Here is a 21,508-nt window from a genome sequence, read left to right as displayed (position 1 = left end):
CCTCGGCTTATTAGAAACGGAAGTGAGAGAACGCCTTGTTGGCTTCGGCCATGCGATGTACGTCTTCGCGCTTCTTAACTGCCGCACCTTTGCTGTCGGCAGCATCAAGAATTTCGCCGGCCAGACGCTGAGCCATGGATTTTTCGCCACGCTTGCGCGAGAACTCTACGAGCCAACGCATTGCCAGAGCATTCTGACGGGAGGCACGAACTTCCACCGGAACCTGATAGGTGGCACCCCCAACACGACGAGATTTAACCTCAACCATCGGTTGAATATTTTCCAGAGCCTTTTCAAACATCTCGATCGGCTCTTCTTTGGATTTTTCAGCCACGATATCGAGCGCGCCGTAAACAATGCGCTCGGCTACGGACTTCTTGCCGCTTTCCATAACGTGGTTGATAAATTTGGCCAGGCGCTGGCTGCCAAATTTCGGATCAGGAATGATTTCCCGTTTTGCTGCAACTCTTCTTCTAGGCATCGATAAGCCCTCAATAAAAAAGGTCTTCAGGAACCCCTGAGATAGCTGTTAGCTACTCAGCCTTACTCTTATCGTCGTTTGGCAACGATAAAAGACCCGCTAGGGAAATCAGGACTTGGGTCGTTTAGTACCGTACTTGGAACGGCCCTGCTTACGGTTCTGCACACCCTGGGTGTCCAACGTACCGCGCACTGTGTGATAACGAACACCCGGCAAGTCCTTTACACGACCGCCGCGGATCAGAACAACACTGTGCTCCTGCAGGTTGTGGCCTTCACCACCGATATAGGAAGACACCTCGTAACCGTTGGTCAGACGAACACGGCACACTTTACGCAGTGCTGAGTTCGGCTTCTTCGGCGTGGTGGTGTATACACGAGTACATACACCCCGACGCTGCGGGCAGCTCTGAAGCGCCGGCACGTCGCTCTTCGCCACTTTGCGTTTACGAGGCTTACGTACCAACTGATTAATCGTTGCCATGTAAGCAAACTCCAAAATACTGGATCATTGACATCGCCCCGAGGGGCAAAATTAAGGGACGCAAGTGTAAGCCTGCGTCCCAGGTCAGTCAAGAAGACTGCTTCCTTTTTGACCAATCGCTATATCCGTACTTTCCGGACCTAGCGATTCAGCTCCGCGCTCAGCGCTTCTACCACATCTTCAGCCGTTACACCCTGGCTTTCAGCAGTATCGCGCTTGCGACGACGCTCGCTGTGATAGGCGAGACCGGTACCTGCCGGAATCAGTCGGCCTACGACAACGTTTTCCTTCAAGCCGCGCAGATAATCCCGCTTGCCCGTGACCGCGCCCTCGGTGAGCACGCGGGTGGTTTCCTGGAACGACGCCGCCGAGATGAAGGAGTCGGTCGCCAGGGATGCCTTGGTAATACCGAGGAGCAGGCGCTCGAACTTGGCCGGCTGCTTGTCTTCGGCATCTGCCTTGGCGTTCTCTTCGATCACCTGGTGGTACTCAACGTTGTCACCGGCGATAAAGGCGGTATCGCCCGCGTCGATGATCTCAACCTTACGCAACATCTGACGTACGATAACCTCGATGTGCTTGTCGTTGATCACAACGCCCTGCAGGCGGTAGACGTCCTGGATCTCGTTGGTGATGTACTTGGCGAGTTCCACCACACCCAGCAGGCGCAGGATATCGTGCGGGTTGGAAGGACCATCCGCGATAACCTCGCCCTTTTCAACAGTCTCACCTTCGAAGACGTTGAGCTGGCGATACTTCGGAATCAACACCTCGTACGGATCGCCATCCTTCGGCGTGATCACCAGACGTTTCTTACCCTTGGTCTCTTTACCGAAGGACACGGTACCGGTGATTTCCGCCAGAATGGACGGCTCCTTCGGACGACGCGCCTCGAACAAGTCGGCAACCCGCGGCAGACCACCGGTGATATCCCGGGTCTTCGAGCTTTCCTGTGGGATACGGGCAACAACATCACCAATTTCGACCTTGCCCCCGTTGCTCAGGGTGACCAGCGCGTTAGCCGGCAGGAAGTACTGCGCCGGGCTGCCGCCTGGCAGAACGATTTCCTCACCCTTCTCATCGACCAACTGGATCATCGGACGGATGTCTTTGCCCGCTGCAGGACGCTCTTTCGGGTCAATTACCTGAACCGTGGACAAGCCAGTCATTTCATCAGTCTGGGTGCGGACAGTGATGCCCTGGTCCATACCGACGAACTGCGCCGTCCCGTTCCCTTCAGCGATGATTGGGTGGGTATGCGGGTCCCACTTGGCGACAACTGCGCCGGCATCCACCACATCGCCCTGCTTCACCGACAGCATGGCGCCGTAAGGCAGCTTGTACCACTCACGTTCACGACCCTGCTCGTCGGCGATTGCCAACGCAGAAGAACGCGAGACCACGACCAACGTACCGTCAGCCTTCTCGATGGACTTCAGGTTGTGCAGACGCACGGTACCACCATGCTTGACCTGGATGTTGTCCACCGCAGACGCCCGGCTCGCCGCGCCACCGATGTGGAACGTCCGCATCGTCAGCTGGGTACCCGGCTCGCCGATGGACTGGGCTGCGATGACACCGACGGCCTCACCGACGTTAACCTGGTGACCACGTGCCAGGTCGCGTCCGTAACACATGGAGCAGACGCCGTGCTTGGTGTCACAGGTGATCGCAGAGCGCACCCAGATCTCATCCACACCGGCACGCTCGACCATTTCGATGGTCTTCTCGTCCAGCAGCGTACCTGACGGTACGACAGCGTTTTCCTTGTCGGTCGGCGTGAAAACATCACGCGCGGTAACTCGACCCAGCACACGATCGCCCAGCGGTACGACAACGTCGCCGCCTTCGATGTGCGGCGTCATCAACAGACCTTCGTCGGTGCCGCAATCATTTTCGGTCACCACCAGATCCTGGGAGACATCCACCAGACGACGGGTCAGGTAACCGGAGTTCGCGGTCTTCAGTGCGGTATCAGCCAAACCCTTACGCGCACCGTGGGTCGAGATGAAGTACTGGAGTACGTTCAGACCTTCACGGAAGTTCGCAGTGATCGGCGTCTCGATGATCGAGCCATCCGGCTTCGCCATCAACCCCCGCATACCGGCCAACTGACGGATCTGGGCAGCGGAACCCCGCGCACCGGAATCTGCCATCATGTAGACGGAGTTGAAAGACTCCTGGTAAACCGTTTCGCCATCGTCATCCTTGAGCGGCTTGCCTTCCGCATCGAACACCTCTTCTTTCGAGAGGCGCTCCATCATCGCCTTGGACACCTTGTCATTGGCACGGGACCAGATGTCGATCACCTTGTTGTACTTCTCGCCCTGCGTCAGCAGACCAGAGGCATACTGGGATTCGATCTCCAGTACCTCGTCCTCTGCCGCACTGATCATCTCGTACTTCTCGGGCGGAATTTCGAAGTCGTTCACGCCGATGGACGTACCAGACACGGTTGCATAATGGAAACCGGTGTACATCAGTTGGTCGGCGAAGATGACAGACTCCTTCAGACCCACGGTGCGGTAGCACACGTTGATCAGGTTGGAGATTGCCTTCTTGACCATCGGCTTGTTGACGATCTCGAACGGCATACCATCCGGCACGATATCGAACAGCAACGCACGACCGACGGTGGTGTCGACGATGTTGTAGCTTTCACTCAACTCGCCGGTTTCCTCGTCGCGCACGACTTCCTTGACGCGAACCTTGATCTTGGCCTGAAGATCCACTTTGCCGGCACCGTAGGCACGATGAACTTCCTTGGTATCGGCGAAAACACGGCCTTCACCCTGAGCGTTCTTGCGCTCACGAGTCATGTAGTACAGACCCAGTACAACATCCTGGGACGGCACGATGATTGGCTCACCGTTAGCCGGCGACAGCACGTTGTTGGTGGACATCATCAGCGCACGGGCTTCGAGCTGGGCTTCCAGGGTCAGCGGTACGTGGACCGCCATCTGGTCACCGTCGAAGTCGGCGTTGTAGGCCGCACAGACCAGCGGGTGCAGCTGGATGGCCTTACCTTCGATCAGCACCGGCTCAAACGCCTGGATACCCAGACGGTGCAGGGTCGGCGCACGGTTCAGCAGGATCGGATGCTCGCGGATAACCTCGTCCAAGATGTCCCAGACCACGGCTTCCTCGCGCTCAACCATCTTCTTGGCCGCCTTGATCGTGGTCGCCAGTCCACGGTGCTCGAGCTTGGCAAAGATGAAGGGCTTGAACAGCTCCAGCGCCATCTTTTTGGGCAGACCACACTGGTGCAGCCGAAGGTACGGACCGACCACGATAACCGAACGACCGGAATAGTCGACCCGCTTACCCAAGAGGTTCTGGCGGAAACGGCCCTGCTTACCCTTAATCATGTCAGCCAGGGACTTCAGCGGACGCTTGTTGGTACCGGTAATGGCACGGCCGCGACGACCGTTGTCCAGCAGCGCGTCAACCGCTTCCTGCAGCATCCGCTTTTCGTTGCGCACGATAATATCCGGCGCGTTGAGCTCGAGCAGGCGCTTGAGGCGGTTGTTGCGGTTGATAACCCGGCGGTACAGGTCGTTCAGGTCGGACGTTGCGAAACGACCGCCATCGAGCGGCACCAGCGGACGCAGATCCGGCGGCAGGACCGGAAGTACGGTCATGATCATGTCGCCCGGACGGTTACCGGAGAACAGGAACGCTTCGAGCAACTTCAAGCGTTTGCTCAGCTTCTTGATCTTGGTTTCGGAGTTAGTCTGCGGAATTTCCTCGCGCAGCTGGTCGACTTCGCCCTGGAGGTCGATATCTTCCAGCAGGGCCTTAACGGCTTCAGCCCCCATGCGGGCATCGAACTCGTCACCGAACTCCTCCAGCGCTTCGTAGTACTGTTCGTCATTCAGCAGCTGGCCACGCTCCAGAGTGGTCATGCCCGGCTCGATAACGATAAAGGACTCGAAGTACAGCACGCGCTCGATATCACGCAGGGTCATATCCAGCATCAGGCCGATGCGCGACGGCAGCGACTTGAGGAACCAGATATGGGCCACCGGGCTGGCGAGCTCGATGTGTCCCATGCGCTCGCGACGGACGTTGGCAAGCGCAACTTCAACGCCGCACTTTTCACAGATGACGCCACGGTGCTTCAGACGCTTGTACTTACCACACAGGCACTCGTAGTCCTTGATCGGACCAAAGATCTTGGCGCAGAAAAGACCGTCACGCTCAGGTTTGAACGTACGGTAGTTGATGGTCTCCGGCTTTTTCACTTCACCGAAGGACCATGAACGAATCATGTCAGGAGAAGCCAATCCGATTCGGATGGCGTCGAACTCCTGCTTCTGGTTCTGGCTCTTGAGAAGATTCAGCAAATCTTTCATCAGTAACAGCTCCGGATGGCGTTAATCTCGGGCGGGCACTGGGCGTGCCCGCTCACGCTGCCAAAAAACAATTCGGCTCAGTCGGACTCCAGCTCGATGTCGATACCCAGCGAGCGAATTTCCTTGACAAGAACGTTGAAGGACTCGGGCATACCCGGCTCCATCCGATGGTCGCCATCGACAATGTTCTTGTACATTTTGGTCCGACCGTTCACGTCGTCAGACTTGACGGTGAGCATTTCCTGCAGCGTGTAAGCTGCGCCATAGGCCTCAAGGGCCCAGACTTCCATCTCACCGAAGCGCTGGCCACCGAACTGCGCCTTACCACCCAGCGGCTGCTGGGTTACAAGACTGTACGACCCGGTGGAACGGGCGTGCATCTTGTCATCGATCAGGTGGTTCAGCTTGAGCATGTACATGTAACCCACGGTTACCGGGCGATCGAATTCATCACCAGTACGGCCGTCGTACAGCGTGATCTGGCCGCTGGTGCTCATGTCCGCCAGTTCCAGCATGCGCTTGACTTCCTCTTCCTTGGCACCGTCGAAGACCGCGGTCGCCATGGGGACACCTTCGCGCAGGTTACTGGCCAGCTCCATGATTTCGTCATCCGACAGCGACTCCAGAGGTACCGGGAATGTCTTGTCGCTGTGGTTGTAGATCTCGCCCAGCAAGTTGCGGAGTTCCGCGACCTTCTTCTGGGACTCGATCATCGCATTGATCTTGTGACCCAGGCCCTTCGCCGCGGCGCCCAGGTGTGTCTCCAGCACCTGACCGACGTTCATCCGCGAAGGTACGCCCAGCGGGTTCAGAACCACGTCGACCGGGTTGCCCTGCTCGTCGTATGGCATATCTTCAATCGGCATCACGGCGGAGATAACACCCTTGTTACCATGACGGCCGGCCATTTTGTCGCCCGGTTGGATGCGACGCTTGATCGCCAGGTAAACCTTGACGATTTTCAGTACGCCCGGTGCCAGGTCGTCGCCTTGCTGAAGCTTGCGCTTCTTGTCGTCGAAACGCTCTTCGTGAACCTTGCGACGGTCTTCCAGGCCTTGCTCTGATTTCTCGAGCAGCTCGTTGAGCCCCTCGTCCTTCATCCGCAGCTTGAACCAGTCGTCCCGCGGCAATTCAGCGAGAAACGCCTCATCCAGCTTGGCACCTTTCTTCAACCCAGGACCGCTGATCACTTCCTGATCCTTCAGGGCACTGGTCAGACGCTCATAAGTGGCGCCTTCGACAATGCGGTACTCGTCTTTCAGGTCCTTGCGGAACTGGTCGAGCTGGTCCTTCTCGATGGACAGCGCGCGCTGGTCCTTTTCGATACCGTCACGGGTGAAGACCTGTACGTCGATGACCGTACCACGCGTACCGGTCGGCACTCGAGAGGAGGTGTCCTTCACGTCGGACGCCTTCTCACCGAAGATGGCACGCAGCAGCTTTTCCTCCGGCGTGAGCTGGGTTTCGCCCTTCGGCGTCACCTTGCCCACCAGGATGTCACCGGGGCCAACTTCAGCACCGATGTACACGATGCCGGATTCGTCCAGCTTGGACAGCGCACTTTCACCAACGTTCGGAATATCCGCGGTAATTTCCTCGCTACCCAGCTTGGTATCGCGAGCCACACAGGTCAGTTCCTGGATATGGATCGTTGTAAAGCGATCCTCCTGGACCACTTTCTCAGACACCAGGATGGAGTCCTCGAAGTTGTAGCCGTTCCAGGGCATGAACGCGATGCGCATGTTCTGACCCAGTGCCAGCTCACCCAGGTCGACGGACGGACCGTCGGCCAGCACGTCGCCGCGGGCGATGTTGTCACCCTGCTTAACGATGGACCGCTGGTTGATACACGTGTTCTGGTTGGAACGGGTGTACTTGGTCAGGTTATAGATATCCACACCGGCATCACCGGCTTCAGTCTCGTCGTCGTTAACACGGATAACGATACGGGCCGCGTCCACGCTCTCAACGGTACCGCCACGGCGGGCAGTCACACAGACACCGGAGTCCTGGGCAACGATACGCTCGATACCCGTACCTACGAGAGGCTTCTCGGCACGCAGGGTCGGAACCGCCTGACGCTGCATGTTCGAACCCATCAGCGCCCGGTTTGCGTCATCGTGCTCGAGGAACGGGATCAGCGACGCCGCAACCGAAACCACCTGACGCGGGGACACGTCCATGAAGTTGACGTTCTCCGGCGGAGTTACGGTGAACTCGTTCTGGTGCCGCACGGTGACCAGTTCGTCGACCAGCTTGCCGTTCTCGTCGGTTGCCGCACTCGCCTGGGCGATCACGTAGTTGCTTTCTTCAATCGCCGACAGGTATTGGATATCGTCGGTAACCAGCCCATCTACAACCTTCCGGTACGGTGACTCGAGGAAACCGTAGGAGTTAGTACGGGCGTATGTTGCCAGCGAATTGATCAGACCGATGTTCGGACCTTCAGGGGTCTCGATCGGACATACGCGACCGTAGTGGGTCGGATGAACGTCACGCACCTCGAAGCCGGCACGTTCACGGGTCAAACCACCGGGACCAAGGGCCGATACACGACGCTTGTGCGTTACCTCGGACAGCGGGTTGTTCTGATCCATGAACTGGGACAACTGACTGGAACCGAAGAACTCCTTAACGGCAGCCGCTACCGGCTTGGCGTTGATCAGGTCCTGCGGCATCAAGCCTTCGCTCTCGGCCAGGCTCAGACGCTCGCGGACCGCCCGCTCAACACGAACCAGACCTACGCGGAACTGGTTCTCAGCCATCTCGCCGACCGAACGGATACGACGGTTACCCAGGTTGTCGATATCGTCGACGTTACCCTGACCGTTACGGATCGCGATCAACGTTTTCAACACATCGATAATATCGTCGTTGGTCAGGGTGCCCTGACCGGTGGACTCCTCCCGACCTAGCCGACGGTTCAGCTTCATACGGCCAACCGAGGACAGGTCATAACGCTCCTCGGAGAAGAAGAGGTTATTGAAGAGATTCTCAGCCGATTCCTTGGTGGGCGGTTCGCCCGGACGCATCATGCGATAAATCTCGACCAATGCTTCCAACGGGTTGCGGGTCGGATCGTTGCGCAGGGTATCGGACATGAACGGACCGCAGTCCAGATCATTGGTGTAGAGGGTCTCAAGGTCCTTGATGCCAGCCTTGAGGAGCTTCTCCACGGAGTCTTCGGTCAGCTCGGTATTGCACTCGAGGATCAACTCACCGGTGGACTCATCGACAATATCCCGCGCGGTCACGCGGCCGTACAGGTACGCAGTCGGCACCTCCAGCTCGCTGATACCCGCTTTTTCCAGCTGACGAATATGGCGCGCGGTTACGCGGCGACCTTCTTCGACAATGACGCTGCCATCGGGGTCCTTGATATCGAAAGTCGCAATATCGCCACGCAGACGGCTCGGCACCAGTTCCAGCATGCAGGTCTCTTCACCCACGCGGAACTTGCTGGTATCGAAGAACATCTCCAGCATCTGCTCGGAGGTAAAGTTCAGCGCACGCAGCAGGATTGAGGCCGGCAGTTTACGGCGACGGTCGATCCGCACAAAGACGCTGTCTTTCGGATCGAATTCGAAATCCAGCCAGGAACCACGGTAAGGAATCACCCGGGCTGAATAGAGCAGCTTGCCTGAAGAGTGCGTCTTGCCCTTGTCATGATCGAAGAACACACCCGGAGAACGGTGGAGCTGGGAAACAATAACGCGCTCAGTACCGTTGACAATGAAGGTACCGTTCTCAGTCATCAGGGGCATTTCGCCCATGTAGACTTCCTGCTCTTTAATATCCTTGATCGCCTTATTGGACGACTCTTTGTCGTAAATAATCAGGCGAACTTTCACTCGCAGCGGTGCAGCGTAGGTCACGCCCCGCAGCTGACATTCCTTGACATCAAATACCGGCTCGCCAATGCGGTAGCTCACGTATTCGAGCGCCGCGTTGCCCGAGTAACTGACAATCGGGAATACGGATTTGAATGCCGCGTGCAAACCAGTTTCCTGGCGCGCATCCGCAGCGGCTTCCATTTGGAGGAAATCCCGGTAAGAATCGAGCTGAATAGACAGCAAATAGGGGACATCCATCACGGAAGGCAATTTACTAAAATCTTTGCGGATCCGCTTTTTCTCAGTGTAGGAGTAAGTCATCTGCATTCCCCAGCTTTAGACCTGATACCTGGTATCAAGAAGCAAACATTTACCTGCTTCGGGGCCGAATTGCTCGGCTTACTGCGCCGTCTCGAACAAGACTCGGGCTGTAGGTTATAGCATATACAACAGAAAAAGGCCGGTGACTCTTGCCACCAGCCATTTTCATGCCTAAGGCACCTATGCGGTCAACAGCCAACTCTTACTTGAGCTCAACTGAAGCGCCCGCTTCCTCAAGCTTCTTCTTGGCTTCTTCAGCGTCGTCCTTGGAAGCAGCTTCCTTGATGGTGGACGGAGCGCTATCAACCATTTCCTTCGCTTCTTTCAGGCCCAGACCTGTCAGTTCGCGAACAGCCTTGATAACGTTAACTTTCTTCTCACCGGCACCGGTCAGAACAACGTCAAATTCGGTTTGCTCTTCAGCAGCGGCAGCTTCGCCACCGGCAGCAGCCGGAGCAGCAGCAACGGCTGCAGCAGCAGAAACACCGAACTTCTCTTCCATAGCTTCAACAAGCGCAACAACGTCCATTACGCTCATTTCGGCGATTGCATTCAAAATGTCTTCGTTAGACAGAGCCATGACTTTCTCCCAATGTTAAAAAAAACGTATTCAACAGAATCAAGCAGCGTCTTGCTTCTGGTCGCGAACTGCCGCAACAGCACGGGTAACCTTCGACGGAATTTCGTTGAGGGTCCGTGCCAGCTTGGTGATCGGTGCCTGTGTAACGGCGGCCAGCATCGTAAGCGCTTCGTGACGCGTCGGAAGCTTGGCCAGGCGATCGATTTGGTCTGCACCCATCAGCTCACCGCCGACAGCCAGACCTTTGATTTCGAACACCTCTTTCTCTTTGGCAAAATCCTTGAGCAGGCGCGCAGCCGCACCCGGATCTTCCATTGAGAATGCCAGAATGGTCGGACCAACCAACGCTTCCCGGATGCACTCGAACTCGGTACCTTCAATCGCACGCTTCGCCAGGTTGTTACGCACAACCTTCAGGCGAACCTGCTCGGCACGAGCCTTGGCACGCAGGGTCGTCATATCACCGGAGGTGATACCACGGTAGTCGGCCAGGACCACAGACAGAGCACCACTGGCAGTCTCGTTGACTTCAGCGACGATCGCCTTCTTGTCTTCGAGTCGAATTGCCACTGGATTTCTCCTTGATTTCGCTGACAGCTGTCAGCAAACCCATCTCAGCCCCTATCAGCACCGAATATCGAGGAAGATCCCTTACCCATTCAGTACTTTCGGGGCGCCATACGGTGTTTGGGTTCAGAGAACGTCTTCACACCGTCTGCGCAGGCGTTGCTTTAACCCTTTAGCGCCCATGGGCGCCTCGGGGGCCTGCGGTCTTTGACAGCCTTGGCTTCCGCCTAGACTACAAAGGTTCTATCGAACAGGGATCAGATGCTCAGACCGCTCTGATCGATAGTGAGGCCCGGCCCCATGGTGGAGGACAGAGTTACCTTCTTCAGGTAAACGCCCTTCGCCGTGGACGGCTTGGCCTTTTTCAGGTCTGCGACCAGTGCTTCAAGGTTTTCCTTGATGGACTGGGCAGGAAATTCAACATTACCCAACGGGGCATGGATGATGCCGTTCTTGTCAGTCCGGTAACGGACCTGACCCGCCTTGGCATTCTTTACCGCCGTTTCAACATCTGGAGTCACGGTACCGACCTTCGGGTTCGGCATCAGGCCACGCGGCCCCAGGATCTGACCTAACTGGCCAACAACACGCATTGCATCCGGAGTGGCGATAACCACGTCAAAATCCATGTTGCCTTTCTTAACTTCTTCCGCCAGATCATCCATACCCACAACGTCCGCGCCGGCAGCCGTTGCCTTCTCGGCATTGGCGCCCTGGGTAAAGACAGCAACACGTACAGACTTGCCGGTTCCGTGCGGCAAAACAGTAGAGCTACGAACCACCTGGTCGGATTTACGCGCATCAACGCCGAGATTCACGGCCACGTCGATGGACTCCTTGAACTTGACGTTTCCGCCCAGTTCAACCAGCAGAGCTACCGCCTCGTCGACCGAGTAGGAACGTGTGGAGTCAACTTTTTCACGAATCAGCTTTTGACGCTTGCTCAGCTTAGCCATCTCACACACCCTCCACGTTCAGACCCATGCTACGCGCAGTACCCGCAATCGTGCGAACTGCAGCGTCCATGTCGGCAGCCGTCAGATCCGGCTCCTTGGTCTTGGCAATTTCTTCAAGCTGCGCCCGGGTTACAGTACCGACCTTGTCGGTGTTCGGACGTGCTGAACCGCTCTTGAGGCCAGCTGCCTTTTTCAGCAGGACTGACGCAGGCGGCGTTTTGGTGATAAACGTGAAGCTGCGATCACTGTAGACAGTGATAACAACAGGCGTCGGCAGACCTGGTTCCATACCCTGGGTCTGCGCGTTGAACGCCTTACAGAACTCCATGATGTTGACACCGTGCTGACCCAACGCCGGACCAACGGGAGGGCTCGGGTTAGCTTGACCGGCCGCAACCTGAAGCTTGATATAGGCTTCGATTTTCTTTGCCATGATTTACTCCTAGTGGGTTCAAACGCCTCTCGGCTCCCCTTTCTCAGACACAAAAAGCCCGCGTCACAAGAGTGCGCGAGCTTCCCGCCAAAATCTGTGGATCAGTCTTTCTCGACTTGACCAAACTCCAGCTCAACAGGTGTTGAGCGACCAAAAATTAGGACGGCGACTTTAACACGACTCTTGTCGTAGTCAACCTCTTCCACCACGCCATTGAAATCGGCAAACGGACCTTCAATGACGCGAACGATTTCGCCTGGCTCGAAGAGCGTTTTAGGCTTGGGCTTGTCGACACCACTTTCTACACGGCGAAGAATAGCCTCGGCCTCTTTCTCAGTGATCGGCGCAGGCTTATCCTTGGTACCACCGATGAAACCGAGGACGCGCGGCGTGTTCTTAACCATGTGCCAGGTTTCGTCATCCATTTCCATCTGGACCAAAACGTACCCAGGATAGAACTTCCGCTCGCTCTTGCGCTTCTTACCTTCCCGCATCTCGACCACTTCTTCGGTCGGCACGAGAATTTCACCAAACCTGTCTTCCAGACCATTCAGGGCAACGCGTTCGCGGAGAGTGCGCATCACGTGCTTTTCGAAGCCGGAATAAGCGTGTACGACGTACCAGCGCTTGGCCATTGCTCTCTCCTGTTACCCGATAATCCCGGAGACCAGCCAACTGATCAACGAGTCCATACCCCACAGCAGCAGCGCGACAACCAGAACAAACACGACCACAATGAAAGTGGTTTGTACAAGCTCCTGGCGCGTGGGCCACACCACTTTTCGAATCTCGACGCGCGCCTCTTTCAAGAGAAGCGCAAAACGACGACCACGATCAGTCTGCAGCGCTACGAATGCAGCCACCACAGCGAGCGCGACCAAGCCGAGAACCCGGTAAAGCAGCGACTCAGCACCAAAATAAAGGTTGCCAACGACACCGGCGGCAATTAAGACAAAAACAACCAGCCACTTCAGAGCATCGAAGCGGCCGGTTGTCTGTTCTGCTTTAGACTCCATAGGAATCAGCTTTTGGTATCCCAAGGATTAAAAATGGCAGGCCAGGAGGGAATCGAACCCCCAACCTGCGGTTTTGGAGACCGCTGCTCTGCCAATTGAGCTACTGGCCTGCACCTAAACTTGCCCGGTGCTTATTCAATAATCTTGGAAACAACACCTGCGCCAACAGTCCGGCCGCCTTCGCGAATCGCAAAGCGCAGGCCTTCTTCCATGGCGATCGGCGCGATCAGCGTGGCAACCAGCTTCACGTTGTCGCCCGGCATGACCATCTCAACGCCTTCCGGCAGTTCACAAGCACCGGTCACGTCCGTGGTACGGAAGTAGAACTGCGGACGGTAGCCCTTGAAGAACGGAGTATGACGACCACCTTCTTCCTTGCTCAGAACGTAGACTTCAGACTCGAACTTGGTGTGCGGCTTGATGGAGCCCGGCACACACAGAACCTGACCACGCTCAACGTCGTCACGCTTGGTGCCACGCAGCAGCACACCCACGTTCTCACCCGCACGACCTTCGTCCAGCAGCTTGCGGAACATCTCAACACCGGTACAGGTGGTCTTGGTGGTATCGCGGATACCCACGATCTCAACCTCGTCACCCACCTTGATGATGCCACGCTCAACACGACCGGTCACAACGGTACCGCGACCAGAGATCGAGAACACGTCCTCGATCGGCATCAGGAACGGCTGATCGATCGCACGCTCCGGCTCAGGGATGTACTCGTCCAGGGCTTCTACCAGCTTCTTCACAGCGGTAGTACCCATTTCATTGTCATCCTTGCCTTCCAGCGCCATCAGCGCAGAACCGGTGATGATCGGCGTATCGTCGCCCGGGAAGTCGTACTGGCTCAGCAGGTCACGCACTTCCATCTCGACCAGCTCCAGCAGCTCCTCGTCATCGACCATGTCAGCCTTGTTCAGGAACACGACGATGAAGGGAACACCAACCTGACGGGACAGCAGGATGTGCTCACGCGTCTGCGGCATCGGGCCGTCAGCTGCGGAACACACCAGGATCGCGCCGTCCATCTGCGCCGCACCGGTGATCATGTTCTTTACGTAGTCGGCGTGACCCGGGCAGTCAACGTGTGCGTAGTGACGCGTCGGAGAATCGTACTCAACGTGAGAGGTCGCGATGGTGATACCACGCGCACGCTCTTCCGGAGCATTGTCGATCTGGTCGAACGCACGGGACTCACCGGTACCCCATACTTCGTGACATACGCGGGTCAGCGCCGCGGTCAGCGTGGTCTTGCCGTGGTCAACGTGGCCAATCGTGCCCACGTTTACGTGCGGTTTGTTACGTTCAAACTTTGCCTTAGACATTCGACCAATCTCCCTAATCAACTTTCAATAAGCAACGTTGACCGGACAAATAATGGAGCTCATGACCGGAATTGAACCGGTGACCTCATCCTTACCAAGGATGTGCTCTACCGACTGAGCTACATGAGCACACAACTTAACTTGCCTAATCTGGAGCGGGCAGCGGGAATCGAACCCGCGTCATCAGCTTGGAAGGCTGAGGTAATAGCCACTATACGATGCCCGCGAGCAATTAAGTGGTGGAGGGGGCAGGATTCGAACCTGCGAAGCTTTCGCGTCAGATTTACAGTCTGATCCCTTTGGCCACTCGGGAACCCCTCCAAATCCAAGCAGCAACTGCATGGACTCAAAACTTAAAGTGGAGCTGGCGGACGGAATCGAACCCCCGACCTGCTGATTACAAGTCAGCTGCTCTACCAACTGAGCTACGCCAGCTCACATTCGCCTGTTCAGCGAGGCCGGTATACTACGGATTTTTATCGGGTGATGCAACACCTTCACAGGACGCATTTTCAACCGATTTCAAATCTCCGGCATATCGCTCTGCAGCGTGGACCACCCGATCCAGATCGGCCTGGGCGACCACCGCAAAAACGAGGGCGTAGCTTATCTGATTACGGTCCTTATTGACCAGTACTGTTTCGACATTTCTTGATTGGAAACGAGCGTTTAGCTCTTGAGCCAGCCTCTCCGACTCGAATAGCCCCAGTGAGATGGCGTTGCTGTATTCGCCCTTGGTAACAAGATAGCTGTCGACGCCGGCGCGCTGGAATTCAGCCAGCCGCTTGAGCGCGACCGAACGCGACTCCAAAGGCGGGATGATAACCCAGTGGTAGGGCGGACGGGGGTTAGTCTGCTCGACGATTGCCGTCCGGCTCAGTAGCGACTCATGGCTGGCTATGAAGCCTTGGGTCTGCTCTTCCGATTCGAAACCCTCGATTCGCCCGCAAATGGCCGCCGACTCCTCAGCAGGCTCGGCGACGGCGTCGCTCAGCGGCTCAGCCTTCCCTGCTGGCTGTTGATGAGCGGGCTCAACGTTCTCAGCCACAGCGCTTTCCGGGGGGTGATCCGGCCGCGCGGGCTCGTCAGGCACGACTTCTGCCTCAGACACCCGCCCGGAAGGTTGTGCAGGACGATCAACCTTCAGGGCGGAGACCCTTGGCAGCGTGCCACTTCCCCCTTCGACATCCAGCTTGCCAGGAGATGACCACTGCGATACACCAATTACCAGAGCAACATTCACCAGGATGAGCAACACGACCACCCACCTCATACACCGGTTACCTCAGCATCAACCGCTTCCAGCCCTTCGAGCACGAGCTGGGGTCGCAGGCACCCCTCCAAACCCAACTGCATTAACCCCGGTGCATCGCCACCTGTCAGAAAAACCGCATCGACATCGATGCCCAGCGCCCTACGCAAAGCGTCCAGTTGCATGCTCAGAGCTTGCAACAACCAACTGAGCCCATTGCGGACACAAGCGTCAGTACTTTTGCCTGGTGAAGGATCCTGCGACAATGCCTTGCCGAACCGCACGCGCGCCGTATTACTCTCAAGTGACTCACGCATGAGCCGATGCCCTGGGAGGATATATCCACCGCGATGCATACCCTGGCCGTCCAGGATATCAACGGTCAGCGCGCTTCCCGCATCCACGACGAGCAAAGCCCGTTTTGCCTGCTTCCAGGCGCCAATCAAAGCATGCCAACGATCAGCGCCCATGGTTTCCGGCCGATCATATGCGCAGGTAACGCCGCACTGGGACGATTGTGTCCAGTGGAAAACGGGCTCGACGCCAAGTGCCCGGTAGAGTTGTTGATGCAGTTTCTTGCGCGCGTCTTCGGAGATGACGGTAGATATGGCAATGCGGTTTACCGACTGTGCGTCAAAGGCCTGGAAGAGTTGCGGGTCGGTCAATACGCCGACACCTTCAAGGGCAGGCCTGCCCTCAGGCTTGAGGCGCCATTTGATTCGTGTGTTGCCGGCGTCGATAAACAGTGTCATAGCTGACGCCGCACACTGATTTCGCCGGCACGAAGCACTTTCTCACCTTCGGCTGTATTGAGCAGATAGGCCCCGGACCGATCGATCCCCGCGCCAATCCCTTCGTCCCCATCCGGTTCCGTGCGAAGCGCTACACCACGGAGCGCATCACGACACTGCCAATCATCCCGGTAAGCCGAGAAACCGGCCTGCTCGAATCCCCGGAGGACGCTCAACGTTTCCTCGATCACCGCACCGATGATCTCGTTGCGCTTCCAGTTCCCATATGGCGCAGCCTGATCGAGACTTATCCAGGGCTGATCCACCTGCTTCTCACGATCACTCATATGGACATTGATACCAATACCAATAACCACACGGGCCGCACCCTCCAGCTCACCTTGGAGTTCGATGAGAATTCCTGCCAGCTTGCGGGCATCGACCAACACGTCGTTGGGCCACTTGAGAGATGCCTCCTTTAAGCCCAGACGCTCAAGCGCCCGGGCGACGGCGACGCCCACGACCAGGCTCAATCCATCCAGCGCTGCAAACCCACCCGCCAGTCGTAGCGCCATGCTCAGATAAACATTCTCCCCACTTGGACTGGACCAAGCACGCCCGCGCCGCCCTCGTCCCTGGGTCTGCTGATCAGCGATACAGATGCGTACGCGCTTGTCCGGCACGTCCGCGTTCTGCATCAGGTACGCATTGGTTGAGTCGATTGCACCGAACACCTCGAGCTGCAGATCACCGGCCAGTTCATCGGGCAGTTGTCGCAGAATGACCTCCTGATCGATCAGATCCACTTCATCTACCAGGCGATATCCCTTACCCCTGACACGCTCAACGCCGAGCCCCTGCTCCATCACCCGATTAAGCTGCTTCCAGATAGCCGTGCGACTGACGCCCAGCGCCTTTGCCATGTCTTCGCCGGAATGCCACTCCCCATCGGCCAACAGGGAAAGCAACACGTTGTCTTTTATCATGAGCAGAACTCGCCAGGCGGGAATGGAAACAATGGCCGGATTAAACAACAGCTCAGCAGAAAAAACAAAAGGCGGAGCACCCGCCTTTCGTTACCGCATGTTCAGGAGAGAAGGGAGGCGGACTTTACAGGCCCTGCTTCACCACTACTGGATCGGAGTAGCGGTCAGGTTGGCCTCAATATCGAAATTCTGCATCTTGACGCCGTAGACTGCCGTCGCCGCACCGCCAGTCGGGTGAACCAGATCAATATTATTGATGGATAGTTCCATGAACCGGGAATGGGCTTGGACTGCAAAACCCAAGGGGCGATTGGCGCGCTCCGATTCGCTCGGGGCAGCTACGTAGCGATACCCCAGCGGAGCCGAGGCATCCATGATCTTTTCATCTCCACGATCGCCAACAATGCCATTGCTATCGGCACCATCGTCCTTTTTAACCACCTTGGTCTGGTAAATGTCCACAGAGAGGTCAGTCTGGATACCGAAGGTATTGTCTTCGACGCCGTCTCCATTCGCATCTACGCCATCGCTGGTATAGATATCGTTTAGCACCAACTGCGTCCCCGTCCCATTCTCAGCGCCATTCGCGCCGATCGTCCGATTGGTTTCCCAGATAAAGGCGTTGCGTTTCGTCTCGCTGATCGCCCGAGCGAGGATTTTCTTCATGGCAATAGTCACGCCCTCTTCACCGCGCATTTCCCACATACCGCCAGAAGCTGTGCAGGCGGAGGCATCTGCGCCCGAGCCGCCGACGCACACGTTACCGGCGCCGCCGGGAGTGATGGTCATGCTGCTGCCTTTTTCGTAGTTCTGTACGACGAATCGCCCGAAGCTCTCACCGGTCTTGTTGCCGATACGGAGATTCCCCATATCCATGGTTCCCCAAACCTCGCCCTTGATAATGGCAAGGCCGTCTTCGGTAACATCGATCGTCATATCGCGGACATGCGTATCGTAGTCCAGCTCCGTGGCCCATAACCCTTTCTGCGGTACCTCGCCGGCACCTTCGTCATAAGGCGCCGCGATGATTGCTGCGCGACCATTGCGGATCTGCATATCAGAGTTGATAGTCAGCCCCTCACCTTCAGCACCGCCGGCTCCAAGCGTAATATGGCCGTCGATCTCGAATTCATAGGATGGAAAGAAACCCAACGCCAGAAGCAATTCAGTCCCACCCTGCAGGGGCGAATCCTCGTCGCCAACCCTCAAACCGTTCAGCCGGTATCCGCCTTTCACACCCTCGAAACCGAGACGCAGACCGTCGTAGAACTGGGTGCCCCCAAGTACCTCCTCGCGAGTAACGTTCACGGTCAGGTCGCCCTGTCCCCAGGACTGTAAGCCGCTGAAAATCACACGGTTGCCATCTTCTGTATATGCAATGTCGGCGTCGGCGAGACTCCACTGGGCGGCCAAACGCAAGCCTTGTGGGCCGGCATCGGCGTGTCCGCCACCCTGGAGGTACAGCGCGTTGGTATAGATTTGGCCGTCGATGGTTTGGTCTGCGAACAGGTAGCCAAGACTGACCTGACCGAGGTTCTTGCCATTAGCACCCATTTCGATCCGATCGATGTTGAGGTCACCTGCAATGGAATCCACTGTTAACGCGAGCCCCTGCCGATCATCCCAATCCGGAGCGACATCGAGGCGCAGGTTGTTCACTGTCGATGAGCCGGATATTCCGCGAAGCGCAATCGGGTTGCCGTCATCCCGGTAAATGAAGGTAGCGCTGTTGATCGTAGTCTCACTGTCGATTCGCAACCCTTCGTCCCCAAACCGGCCGCCTGCAGCGATCTTTGTCAGGCTGGAGATATCGAAGTCACTGCTCAGGGAACCGTAACTCGCCAACAATTCCCCACTGGTAGCGTCGACGCTGACACCATGATTCGCAGGATTGCCGCTGAAGCGAATCGCATCCACGCTATAGCTTCCGGTGACCGATGGGGAGCGCAACTCCAGCACTGAGCCCACCACATCCAGGGTGATACCCGGCGCGTTTACAGCCATGGAGACGCCATCGAGGAAAACCTCATTTCCGTTGGTCCGATAGCCAAGCCGCCCGTCGGTCATTTCATAGGCTACGTTAAATGTATATCCCTCCGGGCCGAGAGCTCCGCCAGGAGCTATATTGAGGCTGCCCGACATATTCTGGTCGAGAAAAACACCGCCCATACTAACGTCCGGACTGCCATCCAACCGTACATCCGCGAACTCGAGGCGCCGGTCCTCCACCAGGAAATCAAGATTAAGACTGGCATCGGCGAGGATATCCAGTTTGATGACATGACGGGCCTCACCTTCTGGATCGGTAGCAGATCCAATACGGAAGCCATCCAGATGGATACCGCTGCCATCGTCAAAATAGGAGATGCGCCCCACGGTGGCCTCGAGGTCCAGCTCCATGGTGATACCACTTTGGGCACTGATACCTGCCATGTCACTGTCGTCGAGACTCTGTAGATCAGCCATAGCTACCGAACCACAAGCCGCAAAGGCGAAAACGAGAGGGTGCTTCATGAAACATGCTGCCCGAGCGCTCATTCCAACGGCCTCCTTTATGATCACGGGTTACCGGTCGGAAAGACGAGAAGATTGCCCTCCAGAACGACATCACCCTGCATCTCGACAGAAAAAATATCCGTCTGCTGGAAGCCGGGGTCTGTCGGCCGGGCTGTGCTGCTCGTAGCCAATTTGAACTGGACCGAGTCGTAGCGAACGATGTTCGGTAACCCGATCTCAAGGACATCTCGATTGAACAACGTGCCATCGCCGCCAAAGCCGGAATCAATGGCGCGAACACGAAGCGTGAGGCCTTCGAAAGAGAACTTACCCCTTATATCGTCCAGCACCATCCAGCCGCCATCTTCCTTCAAACGATATGCGATACGGGCGCCGCAACGTTTCTCCGCCTCAGAGCAGCTGCCAAAATAGGTATTCTGGATAGGACCACCGTTCTCGTTGATGCTGATATCACCCGACAAATAGATGCCCCCTTGCCCGGAAATGTCAGCCAAGTCGCCGTCGTCCAGACGGTCGAGTTCGGCGTGGACGGGCATGCCGCTAACGAGCAAAATCGGGAAGACGAACTTTGGGCTCAACTTCGAGAATCGATTCCAAGCGTTCACGGCGCGAGGTCCTTGGTCTGGATTTTAAGGTGCTGGATCAACACGCCCTCGATCCGGCCAGAGCCGAAGTCGCGATCCCCGACACTGAGGTTCCCCACCGTCAGGCTGCTGCGGTACTCCGGGTTGGTGTAGTAGTCCTCATAGAAATCCCAGGCTGCAGGATCGCTGCTTTCCCGAAGCCCATCTTCGCCGATGGCTCCCGGAGCCGGTTGGCGGATAGTGGCAACCTCGATGAGAAAATTGCCGGTACCGTCGACGTCGAGATACATCGGCTGCAGGGTGTTGCCTAGCGCCAGTTCCAGAGCGAAATGGCGCATAACGATACGTGAACCGCACTCCGCCGTTTGCTGGTCACAGGCGTTGATGGAAAGCTCGGGCGTGTAGAAGTTAAGCTTGAACTGACCCACCATCTGGCGTCGCTCGTTGTCGCCCCACAAACGAAGGTAGCTACCATCGATGACCGCGCTCTGAGCATGGATGTTGATGTTTGCCGAATCGTCGCCGCCCACATTCACGTTCATTTGCATACCTATATCCGGTCGCTCCCCCTGGGGAAGGCCCGCTTCAACCGGTCGGCTCGCACAAGGGCCGGAGCCGGCGGTGGCAGAGGCATTCATGCAGTCGTAGCCCTCGGCTGGGTCGACCATCGTCGGTGCAGCGAATTGCAGAACGGCCTTATCAGGCACACCAATGTCATTACCATCGATAACGTCGATGCTGAACGGATTGACCAGACGCCCCAGGTTCACCGGGTTCAGCGTCTCGCCGTAGTTGCTGTCGGCGCCAGCTATGTAGAGTTGGTTGACGACGATCTCGACATCCTCCCCCGCTGAACTCTTGATGCCCCCGATCTTGAAGATCCGACCATTTTCGACATCCGTTCCATGAGCAAACTTGAAATCCTCCAACACCAGGCCAATGCCCGCGCCGTCAACCTCCGACAATTCGGTTTCGGTCAGGCTCTGCATTTCCCCGCTGGCCCAGCCTGGAAGCACCAGACAGGCAAACAACGCGGCTGGTTTATGGAAAAGGTTCCAGTTCAACTCTTTCGCTCCTTCAAGGCG

Annotated in this window: 17 protein-coding genes and 5 tRNA genes; all 22 read right to left on the bottom strand. The window is 56.9% G+C overall.

Going from position 1 to position 21,508, the window contains the following annotated elements; all coding sequences use genetic code 11:
- Positions 1–10 precede the first annotated feature (10 nt).
- Positions 11–481 (bottom strand): 30S ribosomal protein S7, encoded by a 471-nt coding sequence (gene rpsG, locus RE428_RS04310; RefSeq protein ID WP_004580740.1) that lies wholly within the window; start codon positions 479–481, stop codon positions 11–13.
- A gap of 108 nt (positions 482–589) precedes the next feature.
- The gene (rpsL, locus tag RE428_RS04305) at positions 590–964 is read right to left on the bottom strand and encodes a 30S ribosomal protein S12 (protein ID WP_004580739.1); all 375 of its coding nucleotides are present in this window, start codon (positions 962–964) and stop codon (positions 590–592) included.
- A 140-nt stretch (positions 965–1,104) separates the two neighbouring features.
- The gene (rpoC, locus tag RE428_RS04300; RefSeq protein ID WP_004580738.1) at positions 1,105–5,319 is read right to left on the bottom strand and encodes a DNA-directed RNA polymerase subunit beta'; all 4,215 of its coding nucleotides are present in this window, start codon (positions 5,317–5,319) and stop codon (positions 1,105–1,107) included.
- A 77-nt stretch (positions 5,320–5,396) separates the two neighbouring features.
- Positions 5,397–9,473, bottom strand: a complete 4,077-nt coding sequence (gene rpoB / locus RE428_RS04295) for a DNA-directed RNA polymerase subunit beta (protein ID WP_004580737.1) — start codon at positions 9,471–9,473, stop codon at positions 5,397–5,399.
- A gap of 202 nt (positions 9,474–9,675) precedes the next feature.
- On the bottom strand, positions 9,676–10,053 hold the full coding sequence (gene rplL / locus RE428_RS04290; RefSeq protein ID WP_004580736.1) for a 50S ribosomal protein L7/L12: 378 nt from the start codon (positions 10,051–10,053) through the stop codon (positions 9,676–9,678).
- A gap of 39 nt (positions 10,054–10,092) precedes the next feature.
- Positions 10,093–10,623 carry a 50S ribosomal protein L10 gene (gene rplJ, locus RE428_RS04285; RefSeq protein WP_004580734.1) on the bottom strand — a complete coding sequence of 177 codons (531 nt, stop codon included), beginning with the start codon at positions 10,621–10,623 and terminating at the stop codon, positions 10,093–10,095.
- Positions 10,624–10,877: 254 nt separating this feature from the next.
- Positions 10,878–11,576, bottom strand: coding sequence for a 50S ribosomal protein L1 (gene rplA / locus RE428_RS04280; protein ID WP_004580733.1), 699 nt, complete (start codon positions 11,574–11,576; stop codon positions 10,878–10,880).
- A 1-nt stretch (position 11,577) separates the two neighbouring features.
- Positions 11,578–12,009, bottom strand: a complete 432-nt coding sequence (rplK, locus tag RE428_RS04275) for a 50S ribosomal protein L11 (protein ID WP_004580732.1) — start codon at positions 12,007–12,009, stop codon at positions 11,578–11,580.
- A gap of 101 nt (positions 12,010–12,110) precedes the next feature.
- On the bottom strand, positions 12,111–12,644 hold the full coding sequence (gene nusG / locus RE428_RS04270) for a transcription termination/antitermination protein NusG (RefSeq protein ID WP_004580731.1): 534 nt from the start codon (positions 12,642–12,644) through the stop codon (positions 12,111–12,113).
- Positions 12,645–12,656: 12 nt separating this feature from the next.
- On the bottom strand, positions 12,657–13,025 hold the full coding sequence (gene secE, locus RE428_RS04265; RefSeq protein WP_004580730.1) for a preprotein translocase subunit SecE: 369 nt from the start codon (positions 13,023–13,025) through the stop codon (positions 12,657–12,659).
- Between the two features lie 34 nt (positions 13,026–13,059).
- Positions 13,060–13,135, bottom strand: a tRNA-Trp gene (locus tag RE428_RS04260).
- A 21-nt stretch (positions 13,136–13,156) separates the two neighbouring features.
- Positions 13,157–14,353 (bottom strand): elongation factor Tu, encoded by a 1,197-nt coding sequence (gene tuf, locus RE428_RS04255; protein ID WP_338381166.1) that lies wholly within the window; start codon positions 14,351–14,353, stop codon positions 13,157–13,159.
- Between the two features lie 53 nt (positions 14,354–14,406).
- Positions 14,407–14,482, bottom strand: a tRNA-Thr gene (locus RE428_RS04250).
- A gap of 22 nt (positions 14,483–14,504) precedes the next feature.
- Positions 14,505–14,579: transfer RNA gene (locus RE428_RS04245), tRNA-Gly, on the bottom strand.
- An 11-nt stretch (positions 14,580–14,590) separates the two neighbouring features.
- A tRNA-Tyr gene (locus RE428_RS04240) sits at positions 14,591–14,674 on the bottom strand.
- Positions 14,675–14,712: 38 nt separating this feature from the next.
- A tRNA-Thr gene (locus RE428_RS04235) sits at positions 14,713–14,788 on the bottom strand.
- 31 nt (positions 14,789–14,819) lie between these two features.
- Positions 14,820–15,608 (bottom strand): hypothetical protein, encoded by a 789-nt coding sequence (locus RE428_RS04230; protein WP_154660744.1) that lies wholly within the window; start codon positions 15,606–15,608, stop codon positions 14,820–14,822.
- Positions 15,609–15,622: 14 nt separating this feature from the next.
- Positions 15,623–16,357 (bottom strand): type III pantothenate kinase, encoded by a 735-nt coding sequence (locus tag RE428_RS04225; protein ID WP_004580727.1) that lies wholly within the window; start codon positions 16,355–16,357, stop codon positions 15,623–15,625.
- Positions 16,354–17,322, bottom strand: a complete 969-nt coding sequence (gene birA / locus RE428_RS04220) for a bifunctional biotin--[acetyl-CoA-carboxylase] ligase/biotin operon repressor BirA (protein WP_004580726.1) — start codon at positions 17,320–17,322, stop codon at positions 16,354–16,356. Before birA ends, RE428_RS04225 begins: the two co-directional genes overlap by 4 nt.
- A gap of 144 nt (positions 17,323–17,466) precedes the next feature.
- Complete coding sequence (locus RE428_RS04215; RefSeq protein ID WP_115840236.1) at positions 17,467–19,836, bottom strand: DUF6160 family protein; 2,370 nt, start codon at positions 19,834–19,836, stop codon at positions 17,467–17,469.
- Positions 19,837–19,880: 44 nt separating this feature from the next.
- The gene (locus tag RE428_RS04210) at positions 19,881–20,375 is read right to left on the bottom strand and encodes a hypothetical protein (protein WP_115840308.1); all 495 of its coding nucleotides are present in this window, start codon (positions 20,373–20,375) and stop codon (positions 19,881–19,883) included.
- A gap of 65 nt (positions 20,376–20,440) precedes the next feature.
- Positions 20,441–21,487 (bottom strand): hypothetical protein, encoded by a 1,047-nt coding sequence (locus RE428_RS04205; RefSeq protein ID WP_004580723.1) that lies wholly within the window; start codon positions 21,485–21,487, stop codon positions 20,441–20,443.
- Positions 21,488–21,508: the final 21 nt, after the last annotated feature.

Origin of the sequence: Marinobacter nanhaiticus D15-8W, assembly GCF_036511935.1 — a bacterium.
GTDB classification, from domain to species: Bacteria; Pseudomonadota; Gammaproteobacteria; order Pseudomonadales; family Oleiphilaceae; genus Marinobacter_A; species Marinobacter_A nanhaiticus.
This window is presented reverse-complemented; position numbering and strand designations above follow the sequence as displayed.

Bases quoted from the DNA above. Each gene is read 5' to 3' on its own strand.
- rplA (WP_004580733.1), bottom strand. From the start codon at position 11,576: ATGGCTAAGCTGAGCAAGCGTCAAAAGCTGATTCGTGAAAAAGTTGAC.
- rplL (WP_004580736.1), bottom strand. From the start codon at position 10,053: ATGGCTCTGTCTAACGAAGACATTTTGAATGCAATCGCCGAAATGAGC.
- RE428_RS04215 (WP_115840236.1), bottom strand. From the start codon at position 19,836: ATGAAGCACCCTCTCGTTTTCGCCTTTGCGGCTTGTGGTTCGGTAGCT.
- tuf (WP_338381166.1), bottom strand. From the start codon at position 14,353: ATGTCTAAGGCAAAGTTTGAACGTAACAAACCGCACGTAAACGTGGGC.
- rpsL (WP_004580739.1), bottom strand. From the start codon at position 964: ATGGCAACGATTAATCAGTTGGTACGTAAGCCTCGTAAACGCAAAGTG.
- birA (WP_004580726.1), bottom strand. From the start codon at position 17,322: ATGATAAAAGACAACGTGTTGCTTTCCCTGTTGGCCGATGGGGAGTGG.
- rpoB (WP_004580737.1), bottom strand. From the start codon at position 9,473: ATGACTTACTCCTACACTGAGAAAAAGCGGATCCGCAAAGATTTTAGT.
- nusG (WP_004580731.1), bottom strand. From the start codon at position 12,644: ATGGCCAAGCGCTGGTACGTCGTACACGCTTATTCCGGCTTCGAAAAG.
- rpoC (WP_004580738.1), bottom strand. From the start codon at position 5,319: ATGAAAGATTTGCTGAATCTTCTCAAGAGCCAGAACCAGAAGCAGGAG.
- rplK (WP_004580732.1), bottom strand. From the start codon at position 12,009: ATGGCAAAGAAAATCGAAGCCTATATCAAGCTTCAGGTTGCGGCCGGT.
- RE428_RS04225 (WP_004580727.1), bottom strand. From the start codon at position 16,357: ATGACACTGTTTATCGACGCCGGCAACACACGAATCAAATGGCGCCTC.
- secE (WP_004580730.1), bottom strand. From the start codon at position 13,025: ATGGAGTCTAAAGCAGAACAGACAACCGGCCGCTTCGATGCTCTGAAG.
- RE428_RS04210 (WP_115840308.1), bottom strand. From the start codon at position 20,375: ATGCCCGTCCACGCCGAACTCGACCGTCTGGACGACGGCGACTTGGCT.
- rpsG (WP_004580740.1), bottom strand. From the start codon at position 481: ATGCCTAGAAGAAGAGTTGCAGCAAAACGGGAAATCATTCCTGATCCG.